Source organism: Prevotella sp. Sow4_E9_plate (assembly GCF_052116205.1).
GTDB lineage: Bacteria > Bacteroidota > Bacteroidia > Bacteroidales > Bacteroidaceae > Prevotella.
This window is the reverse complement of the sequence record NZ_JBQKLN010000069.1, coordinates 1-11,253: the sequence shown is the minus strand read 5'-3', so window position 1 is coordinate 11,253 and position 11,253 is coordinate 1. Positions and strand designations below refer to the sequence as shown.

Here is an 11,253-nt window from a genome sequence, read left to right as displayed (position 1 = left end):
GATGGAGGGCTAAATTGCGTATTCTTGTCTCAAAATTAGAAAAATGATGCCGCCGTGCAAAGGTACAACATTATTTTGAGATTTGCAATACGGAGTTGAGCGGATACTTACTACGAAACGACCCACAATGATTTAAATCTACCACAAACTGTTATTAACAGCAAGGAAGAGTTAAAGAATTACATACAACAATACCTGGTCACCTGGGAAAGTACCCTAAACAAGGAACTTGAAGGCGACTTTTCAAATTATAGTATAATTTCATATTGTTATTATACAAGCATCAAACCTCAGAAAATAGAATATACAGAGGACAACAATAATATTACTGTTTACTGTGAATGCGGCATGCACGTTGAAATGGCGTTACCTTTATGTTACTTTATCAAGGTTAAACCGAAAATACCATCCAACGCCAAAGTAAACTTAGTCGTTAATGGAACGGAGATTCCTAATTAGTAAAAAGCCTATCACTTGACAATCAATCAAATGATAGGCTTTCTTATTAACACACAATCCTTAATTGCGGAAAAAATTATTTATTCTGCTTCAGATAGTTCAACTGAACATTAGGAGCGCAGGCATTGCTTGTCTTCTCGGTGTATTCAGTAACCTTCAATGTAGCAGTACCCTTGATGTTCTCTACATCACTACCTACCTTGAAGAGATAGTTACCTGCATCTACCTTCCACTGGCTGTTGGCCTCATCGAAGCTGGCAAGATCGCGCTTTTCGAGGGTCATCTTCAAAGTCTGGCTCTCACCTGGATTCAGCAACTTGGTCTTGCCGAAGGTCTTGAGTTCCTTGGCAGGCTTCTCATAAGCACCCTTAGGAGCGGTGACATAAACCTCAGCAACTTCCTTGCCGGCAACCTTACCGGTATTCTTGATAGTTACGCTAACCTCGATATTGTTGCCTTTAGCCTTGACTGATGGCTTGCCAAACTCGAAGGTAGTATAGCTCAAACCATAACCGAAAGGATAAGCCACATTCTTCTTGAAGGTGTCGAAGTAGCGGTAGCCTACATAGATATCCTCCTCGTGGTTGCTATAGTCGTAACCCTTGATATTGCCCTTGCTCCAATCCAACAGATTCTTGTAGGTGTACATATCGTAATCCTTGGCAAAGTTGGCAGTAGATGGATGATCGGTAGCAGCGATTGGCCAGGTCATGGTCAACTTACCCGATGGATTCACCTTACCGGTCAGGATATCAGCTACAGAGTTACCGCCCTCGATACCTGGCTGCCATGCAACGAGAATAGCATCCACACGGTCTCTCCAACTGGCTGTCTCCATCACAGAACCAGAGTTGATGATGACTATCACCTTCTTGCCCTTGGCATGGAAAGCATCAGATACACGGAAAATCATATCCTGCTCTATCTGACTGAGGTTGAACTCACCATTGATCTGGCGATCCATTCCCTCACCTGCCTGACGGCCGATGGTGATGATGGCAGCATCTGCCTTTGGCTCCTCGCCAGCTACACAGCGCTCAGTAATCTCGATTTCATCGAGCTTTGGCTGACCCTGATCCAAGAACCACATCATCGGATTCTTGTCTGCCTTCAACTTAGCCTTGGCATACTTCACATAATTCTGATAGATTTCCGTAAGCTGAGGAGTAGTTGCCACGCCGATGTTCTTCAAACCGGTAACCATATCTACAGAATAGCCTACATTAACGGCTCCACTACCAAGACCACCCGACATGAAGTCGTAAGAGTTGACACCGAAGAGTGCCACGGTCTTCAAGCCCTGGATAGGAAGAGCGGCATCATTCTTCAGAAGTACCATACCCTCGGTAGAACTCTGACGGGTGATAGCTGCATGAGCCTTCAAGTCTGGCTCACCACTATATTTATATCCCTTGAATCGAGGAGTCTTCACGATATATTCGAGCATACGGCGAACATTGCGGTCTACATCCTTGATATCCAACTTGCCATTCTTTACGGCATCAACAATATCCTGCACCTGTGCTGGATAACCTGGCATCATCAGGTCGTTGCCAGCCTCAACTTCCTGTTCCAGAGGAAGGTCGGCACGCTTACCAATCCAGTCGGTCTCCACGATTCCCTTATATCCCCAATCGTTGCGGAGAATATCAGTCAAGAGCCCCTTGTTGCCCTGGGCATAAACACCATTAATCTTATTATAGGCAGACATGATAGTCCAAGGATTGCTCTTGCGAACCATCATCTCGAAACCCTTCAGATACAACTCACGGAGAGCACGCTGGCTCAATCGCTCATCCACCTTGGTACGGTCAGTTTCCTGAGAGTTTACGGCAAAGTGCTTGGCACTCACGCCCACGCCCTGACTCTGCACACCCTGTACAAAGGCGGTTCCGATAAGACCTGTTACGATTGGGTCTTCTGAATAATACTCAAAGTTACGGCCGCAGAGCGGATTGCGATGCAGGTTCATACCCGGTCCGAGCACAACATCACAGCCATACTCCAGGGTTTCGTTACCGATAGCCTCACCCACCTTGCGTACCAAGTCGGTGTTCCAGGTAGAAGCCAGACAGGTTCCGATAGGAAAACCGGTGGCAAAGTAGCTACGGCTGTCACCTTTGCGATGAGCATCGATATGAACTCCGGCAGGACCATCACACTGAACAGTTGTAGGAATACCGAGACGAGGAATGGCTACTGTAGTACCCGCAGCACCCGGCACGAACTTCTTCTGGTGTCCGAGCATAGCGCCACTGCCCACGAATCCATCGTTACCACCACCCACTAAGATTTGGGCTTTCTCTTCCAAGGTCATCGCCTTGATTACTTCATCGATGTTGTTGGCATTCAACTGAGGTGCTGATTGCGCCATCATTGTTGTTGCCATCGCTCCAGCCGCAACGGTAAGAGCCAATTTCTTGTAGTTCATCATTTTGTCGTTTATTTAGTTAGTTATTACTATTCTGTTAGTTTTTTCTTCAGGTTCATGCAGTCATTTAGAATACTGCATTTCTTCAAAAACTTGCTGCAAATTTAATAAAATAAGGTGGAAACACCAAGCATTTCCACCTTTTTTTCTTGAATTCAACAAGATTATTCCCGGATTTAACAAAAGATATAGTAAGAGAATAACATACTATACATATCCCTAACCTAAGACTAGTCCTGATATTTAATCTGGAAGTAATCAAGCAGACGCTTATAGAAGTCCTGTGCTGTAAGACAAGTATCCATCAGATAACCTTTAATATGATTCCATTCGTGCAATCCTCTATAATAAAACATTTTCAACTCATCTGTGATGATGAACGGAACGATACCATTGCTTAGGCACTCCTTAAACATAATCAGTCGCCCCACCCTTCCATTACCGTCTTGGAAAGGATGAATAGACTCAAAGCGCTGATGGAAATCGATAATATCTTCCAGCGTTATTTCTTTCTTGGCATTATACTCCTTCAGCAATCTTACCATCTCCTTGTGTACCATTTCCGGTTCACAAGTTTCTATTCCCCCCACTTCATTTGGAAAGCGTTTGTAATCTCCCACCATAAACCAATCTTTGGTGCTATCAGAAGTTCCTGACTTGAGGATAAGATGAAGTTTCTTGATGAAGTTTTCGGTCAACTTCTCATCAGCCTGCTCGATAATCAAATCGATACACCTGAAGTGATTGGTTGTCTCAATGATATCATCCACCCTTACACTTTGGTCTGTAATACCTATCGTATTGGTTTCAAAAATAAAACGGGTCTGCTCATGCGACAACCTGCTTCCTTCTATATGATTGGAATTATAGGTTAAGTCTATTTGAGTACGATGATAAATGCCTCCTTTCAGCTTCATATTCTTCTGTTCCCGAAGGATAGAAAGAAGTGGAGAAACCTGTTGCTTCTTGGATTTACGCATAGGCAAAGTTGCATCGGCAGGAATATTCCATGTCTTTCCCACCAACACTACTCCCTCAATTTTCCCGGAAGCACAATAATTACGCGCAGTTCGTTCTGATACCCCATACTTCTGCGCAAACTCTTTCACTGATATATAATCCATATTTTATCGGCAAGTTTACGTTTGTATTTCGACTGCAAATATAATACTTTTTTGCCGATAACGGCAAGAAAACAACGAAAAAGCGATTATCCTCCCTCTTTTTTGCCGATAACGGCAAGAAAAGCGCCCAACTGCTGATGTGCGACCACATATCAGCAGTTGGGCGTTTTTAGATATATAATGCGATAACTTACTTCGCTGTATCCTTTGAGCTTCGCTTATCACGGCGATAACTGCGATAATCATCCAGCGGAATCTCAATATCAGGTTCCACCAGCTCGCCCTCACGTGGCAAGGCGAACTTCTGATACTTGATGTTCAAGCCACGCTCTATCCACATACTCTCATAATAGGTCTGAATAGAGAGAATCTTACGGGTTTCCTCATCGATACCCTCCTGATGATAGAGGTCCTCTGTGCGGAATAGTACAGGCAGATGGTTGCCATCCACCATATAAGTAGTATAGGTGAAGAGGAAGTTGGAGTCCGTCTTCAGATGGATGATGCCGCCATCCACGAGGAAGTGGCGATAACGGTTCATGAAGTATGTAGATGTAAGACGCTTGCGAGGATTCTTCATCTGCGGGTCAGAGAAGGTGAGCCAGATTTCCTGCACCTCATCCTCGGCAAAGAAGCGGTCGATAATCTCGATGTTGGTACGGAGGAAAGCCACGTTCTTCTGTCCTTCCTCTATCGCTTTCTTGGCACCGGTCCACATACGTGCACCCTTAATATCCACACCGATGAAGTTCATCTCAGGATAGAGCTTGGCAAGTTCCACGGTATATTCACCCTTGCCGCATCCCAACTCCAGCACGATAGGATTATCATTGTGGAAATACATCTCACGCCACTTGCCCTTCATATCGAAAGGCACGTCATCTACAACACTATATGGATACTGGAACACGTTCTCGAAACGCTCCATATCCGCAAACTTAGCTAATTTTCCTTTGCTCATTGATTCTTTTTTCTTCGTTTGGGTGCAAAGGTACAAAAATTATAAAAACTCTTATTACAATTACATTTATAATTTTTGATATTTAACCAAATCTACCGGAAATTCTTTTCAGAAACGGCAGAACTGTTGCCTCCATCATCAAAAATGAAAGAACATAGACATCAGTATTGTCCTACCTCGTAACTGATACTCCTTGCTCGTACGGGTCAACCCAGAATAAACAGTATAGCCGTAGGTGCGCTGATTGAAAAGATTAAGCGCAGTCAAACTCAACTCCATACCATTCCTGAAGCCATAACTGGTGGATGCATCGGCAAGAGTAAGATTTTTGTGCTGATGATCTGCTATCTGATTGCGATAATGCTCTCCATGCAACTTGATGAACCATGACTTCAATGGCTGGAAGTTGAAAGTGAGATTCTGGGCAAGATTGGTAGAGGAAGAATCGAAACCCAAATTCTTCAATACCATCTTATCCTTATCCCAGTTCAGCTCATAGGTGAAATTGAACCAATCCACAGGACGACCACTCCATTTTGCCGACAACATATAGTTATCAGATGAATAGGCTGAAGGAGAATCGTTCTGACGCAGGAAGCCATCAAACCTCAGATAATCAAAACCTACGCTAACGAGTCCATGCATGAATCCCAATCCCTTACTTACCTTTCCACCAGCCATCAGGTTTTCAGAACTGCTGCTGTTGGAGAAATAGGAGTTGATGATATAATCACCCACAAAATCACGAGCCACCGTAAGATGACTGTCAGACCAGCTCTTGCGGATGTAGGCATTGGCAAAGACGGTAGCAAGAGGACGCTTATAGTTGATGTTGAAGGAAACATGCTTGCTCTTGTCGGCGGTATAATCCACAAAACCCGTATAAAGATTACGGTAATCACGCATCAGCAGACCCTGATAGAAATTCTGTTCATCCACTTCCCGCTGAGCGATTCCACCGGAAAGCGTAGCCTGCAAACGGGCGGTGAGGAAATAGCTCACGCTGAGTTGAGGAGCAACCTGTGTCTTGCTGGCATTCTCTTTCGCTCCCATCAACTTATCATTATAATAATAAGGTGTAAAGGTGATAGGCATCTGGAAACGGATATGCCAGCCACCCTGGTTATACTCTGCCTCCGGCGATGTATAGGCACGGAAGAAGGTCATGCCCAACTGATTGCGCATATTACCCAGGGAATCGGGTACTCCCTCCAGATGACTCTTCATCGTTCTGCTCAATACCTGCAAGCCTACCTTCATCATTACGGTAAAAGGCTTGAGGAAAAAGCCGAGCGAAGTATTGGTATGACTGAAGAATGCTGCCGAACGAACACTTTGATAAGCCGTTTGCTGCGAATTATCAACAGTCAGAGAGTGCGGATTCACCATATAAGCATTATACGTGTTAAAGGTATAAGTTCGCTTACCACTCCGATGCAACAGCTCCAGCTTGTCTGATACTTTATACTTCGGCATCTTGACCTGCTGATGATTAGGATAAGAGCCGGCAATATCCATCATGACATCATTCCAAGCCAGGTCGGTGGAAAGCTGATTGGCAACATACGACTTTTCGCCATTCGAAGTCAGCGTAAAGTCGGCAACCAATCTGTTCTGCTTCTGCTTTGCCTGTTCATCCTCTACATCATAAATGGTTGAATCATTCAGGAAATACTGGGTATTACTGAATGAGGATGAAAGAAGACGGTCGTGGGTATAGACTATCTGCGAAGACAAATCTGTATTTTTGCCTAATACCCAGAGATTATTGGTTGTGAAAACATGGGTCTGGTTCTTACGCACACGGCTGTCTGAAATATCCGTCAGCTGGTCGGGCGTAACATTCACGTAATCTTTCAGATTATAAGAATTTCCCATCACTCCAGTACCATCATCCGAAAAGAGGAGATTGCCTTCACCGGTTACATCCGTACCTATATTATTACTCTTGAAGGTATTGAGCGACTGGGCTTTCTTGGCAAAGCGCATCAACGACATCTCGCCTTCCCAGACATTCAGCTTACCAAACTTCTCCCCTTTCTTCTGCTCCATACCGCCACCTGCCTTCAACGTTCCTACCAGACGGCTCTTGGCAGATTCCTTCAGTTTGATGTTGATGGCAGGGTCTTGCGAGAACGACATATCTTCCAAAGCCTTGATAGGTTGATGATTGGTCATCACCTCTACCGAACCGACATCCTTCTGATGGATATTGTTGGTGGCGATGGAATAGCGGCCGCCGAGCATATCATGTCCTTCGATATAAAACTTGTTGATAGCCTTGCCGTTATATTTGATTTCTCCCTTATCCGACACCTCCATTCCCGGCATCTTCTTCAAGACATCAGCCAGACTCTTGTCGTTGGCATCGGCAAAGCTTGCCACATTGTAGGAGATGGTATCGCCTCGCTGCCGGATGCTTGGAGCCTTCACCACAACATCCTTCAGCTTTGTAGCCTGCTCCGTCAGGAGTACATGATATACAGTAGTATCCTTCGACAAAGGAATGGTTTTCACAGCATATCCCATCATCGAGAAATGCAGCACGTTACGACCATCCGGAATAGCATTGAGCGACAGCAGGAAACTTCCATCTGCCTGCGTCTTGGTAAACTTCAGGATTCTATTGCCGGCAGCAGGTCGGATGGTAACCATCACTCCCTGCAGTCCGTTGCCCGTATAGGCATCTTCCACCTTACCCGACAAGGTGACTTGCTGGGCATAGGTCAAAGTGCTCATACAGATAAACCACAGATATAAAAACAGTTGCTTCATAAATTATCTTCTAGAGAACCCATTCCGTTCTCTCTTTACGTTGATACTTATTCTTTTTCTATCAGATCATATTTCAGAGCCTCATCCGAGCCACCCAGAGATATTCCCGTTGAAGCCTCGTTGATACTATTCCGATTTTTCAGATACTTATATTTTGATTGCAGGAAATCCTTTCTTGTCGTTTTCTGAAAGCGCTTGAATTCCTTGTCCTGTACCCCAAAAGTAATAGTTTTTGCACTAACCTGCTGCATTCCATTGATACAGAAATAGTATTGCTTTCCCCTATCATACACTTCCATAATCAAGCCAGGGAGTCCGCAGAATTTCCAGGGACCGTCACTTACAGGAACATCCAAGGCAAACCAGGCTGTCCATTGTCTTCCCCGGAAGCAGCAGGTAGCCTTTTGGCATTCATGACCGAGCACCATCTTCGTGCTGTCATTTTCCATATTCCATTCCTGCGCATTCAGGGAATCTCCATAAAGATAATATTGCCCCAACAGGAAATCTGTAATGGTCATTTCCCCTTGCGGATAATTCTTATAAATGGTAGCAGTCATTCTGCGATGGGGTATGGCATTGCGCAATTGCTTCCCTTTCAGTCCTTTCCCTATCGCTTCCGTCAAGAAGCTATCCCATAGTTTATCGCCATTAGGAGAAGCCATCAGAGAATCTAACTGATAAGTATAATAGCTATAGCATTTAGAACACTCCGCTCCGATTTGCAGATAGAGCAAATCTTCCTTACGAAGTTGTTCTCCAGACAGCGTATCCGTAAGATATTCATATACATAGCTACACAGCATATTAGCCGTATCTATCTTCTTATTTTGGGCAAACCCAATAAGATAAAAAGTTAAAAATAGAAATATGAAACACTTTCTCTTCATAATTTCTCAATACTATATATCTATTTATATTTTACAAACATTCTAATGGCTTATATTTCCACTTTTTAGACCCAACTTTTTCTATCTGGGGAATATCAATGCCCTGTAGTTGCGTTTGTGACTGGAAATCTCCAAAAAGAAATATATATTGTTCCTTTAAGAATTTTTCAAATGTAGTCTTCTCAAATTTGTTGTTTCCAACGTAAGTCTTGCTAAAGACAATCGGCTCCTTTGACACCTTTTCCATGCCAAGAAGTTTAAAGGCATGGCTATTATCTTCCGTAGTAGCCTCCAAGATCAGTCCCGGCAATCCACATAATTTCCAAGGTCCGTCAGTTATTGGAATATCCATAGCAAACCAAGCAGTCCAACAATGACCACGATATTGACAGACTGCCTTTTGGCATTCATGTCCCAAGATTAATTTAGAAGAATCTTGTATTACCCAATTCTGAGCATATAAAGTATCTTCATAAATATAATCTTGCATCAGTAAACCATCTGTTACAGTCATCTTTCCTTGCGGATAGTTTTTGTACACATAGGCTTTCATCCTTTTATGAGGCCACTCGGTCTTACTACCTATCGCAGCATTTATCTGCTGGCGCAGTATTACATCTCTATCAGGAGAAGCAAAAATAGAATCTACCTGCATACTATAATAACTATAGCATTTGGACATATTTTTACCTATCTGCAGCACCAACCAATCCTTGGCTGTTTTTCCAGACAAAGTATCCTGTATATAGGTATAATCATATTGACATTTCAGATAAGCTTCATCTATTTTTTTCTGGGCATAACAACATTCTATCCCCATATAGGCTAAGATTGTTAATGCCACCAAACTTTTCATTTTCTCCATAACTTTTCCTTGTTTAAAATAAAGATACTCTTTGATTCTATTCTCTTTCTATCAAGTCATAGTTACGTTTTTCGTCTGACAGACCTAAGGATATACCTGACGTAGCCTCATTTATGCTATTTGAATTATGAAAATAATTATATTCAGACTTCAGAAAAGCTTTCCGGTCTGTCTTTATCCGTTTTCTATTGAAAACATCATAAACGATAGGCGTGCCAGCATCCTTCTGCAATCCCTTGATGCAAAAATATTGCTGTCTCCCCTTGTCATACACTTCCATAATCAAACCAGGAAGTCCACAAAATTTCCAAGGGCCATCACTCATAGGAACATCCAAGGCAAACCATGCCGTCCAAGAGCGACCACGGAATCTGCAGGTTGCCTTCTGGCAGTTATAGCCTAATATGTTTTTAATGCTATCACCTTCTACAACCCAATTCTGTACACCCAGGCTATCACTATATTCATAATACTGAGACATCAGATTGTCCGTTACCGTCATCATATTCTGCGGATAATTCTTATAGACGCACGCCGTCATTCTGCGATGTGGAAAAGAATTAGTCATATACCCTTCTCGCTTTAACGCTTCTTTAAACAATGCACGAAACTTTGCTTTGCCATCCGCTGTAGATTTTAAAGAATCCGACTGATACGTATAATAGCTGTAACATTTAGAGACATTCTTCCCTATAGAAAGAAAGAGTAAATCTTCTTCTTTCTCATCATTCTTTATCGTATCTTTCGAATAACAATAATAATATGAGCACAAAAATTGCCCATGATCTATAACCTCATTCTTAGCTTGCAATAAAAGTGCATAAAAGAATAATACCGATATACTTATAAAAAATCTCTTAACAACCATAATAATATAACCTTTAAATTTAAAGAGTCACCTTTGTCATTTACTGAGCCCACTTTAAAAAGTAAGGTCTGTTTTAAGTGGGTTCAGTTAATTAAAATGATCTCGGTGCAAAATTACCGAAAATTGCTCAAACCGCCAAACTTTTTACATCATTTCTCACATAATGACTCCTAAGTCTATGAGTTCCGAAGTGGAAAACATAGAGATAAAAGCAAAGAAAATAACACGGACAAATTCAAGTTGTCCGTGTTTCTAATTTAACTTAATTATTTTAACTTTTCTTCGTTCATACACAACGCTGATGCAACTTAGTACCGTTACCAGGCAAGAAGTAGAATAAGCCTTGTCTTAATCTTTCAAACACCCGATAGGAACAACATAAACACCATCTTTTCAAATATTTGATTACGTGTGCAAAGATACCACTTTTTTCGATATTTCCTCAGTTGGCCGGATTTTATTTCCTCAGTTGGCTACTTTTTGTTTCCTCAGTTGGCTACTTTTTGTTTCCTCAGTTGGCTAAATTACATTTTTCTTGAAGCATAATTTATATTAATAAGGTAAAGAAAAGACGGAAGAGTTCACAGATTGTTCAAACACCCGATGCATAGGAAGCTACTTGCAAAAACACTCTTCACTCTTCACATTCATAATGTAAGCTTTTGTGTGTGGGACACTTATGACGGTGAAGAGTTGAGCTGACTCTTCACCACTCTTCACCTCTCTTCACCCTCATCATTTTTTTTAAAACGCATCATATAAGCAATGGTCGCGAATTCAACAAGCAAGTGCAAAATTACGAAATGTTTTTGTAAAAGCACTCCTTTGGTGTTGAGAAATTCAATTTCTTTCTTGGTCTCTCATTAATTTTTGCCGTAAA

7 protein-coding genes are annotated in these 11,253 nt (G+C 42.3%); all 7 read right to left on the bottom strand.

What is annotated here, in order from left to right; translation table 11 throughout:
- Positions 1-535: 535 nt before the first annotated feature.
- Complete coding sequence (locus ACTQ53_RS16460; protein ID WP_441934311.1) at positions 536-2,890, bottom strand: beta-glucosidase; 2,355 nt, start codon at positions 2,888-2,890, stop codon at positions 536-538.
- Positions 2,891-3,120: 230 nt separating this feature from the next.
- Complete coding sequence (locus ACTQ53_RS16455; protein ID WP_441934309.1) at positions 3,121-4,014, bottom strand: Fic family protein; 894 nt, start codon at positions 4,012-4,014, stop codon at positions 3,121-3,123.
- A 190-nt stretch (positions 4,015-4,204) separates the two neighbouring features.
- Positions 4,205-4,975 carry a tRNA (guanosine(46)-N7)-methyltransferase TrmB gene (trmB, locus tag ACTQ53_RS16450; RefSeq protein WP_022121261.1) on the bottom strand — a complete coding sequence of 257 codons (771 nt, stop codon included), beginning with the start codon at positions 4,973-4,975 and terminating at the stop codon, positions 4,205-4,207.
- 138 nt (positions 4,976-5,113) lie between these two features.
- Positions 5,114-7,750, bottom strand: a complete 2,637-nt coding sequence (locus ACTQ53_RS16445; protein WP_441934307.1) for a carboxypeptidase-like regulatory domain-containing protein — start codon at positions 7,748-7,750, stop codon at positions 5,114-5,116.
- A gap of 47 nt (positions 7,751-7,797) precedes the next feature.
- Entirely contained in the window at positions 7,798-8,640 is an 843-nt protein-coding gene (locus tag ACTQ53_RS16440; protein ID WP_441934305.1) for a GLPGLI family protein, read from the bottom strand.
- A 31-nt stretch (positions 8,641-8,671) separates the two neighbouring features.
- The gene (locus ACTQ53_RS16435; RefSeq protein ID WP_441934303.1) at positions 8,672-9,505 is read right to left on the bottom strand and encodes a GLPGLI family protein; all 834 of its coding nucleotides are present in this window, start codon (positions 9,503-9,505) and stop codon (positions 8,672-8,674) included.
- 37 nt (positions 9,506-9,542) lie between these two features.
- Positions 9,543-10,373, bottom strand: a complete 831-nt coding sequence (locus ACTQ53_RS16430; protein ID WP_441934302.1) for a GLPGLI family protein — start codon at positions 10,371-10,373, stop codon at positions 9,543-9,545.
- Positions 10,374-11,253: the final 880 nt, after the last annotated feature.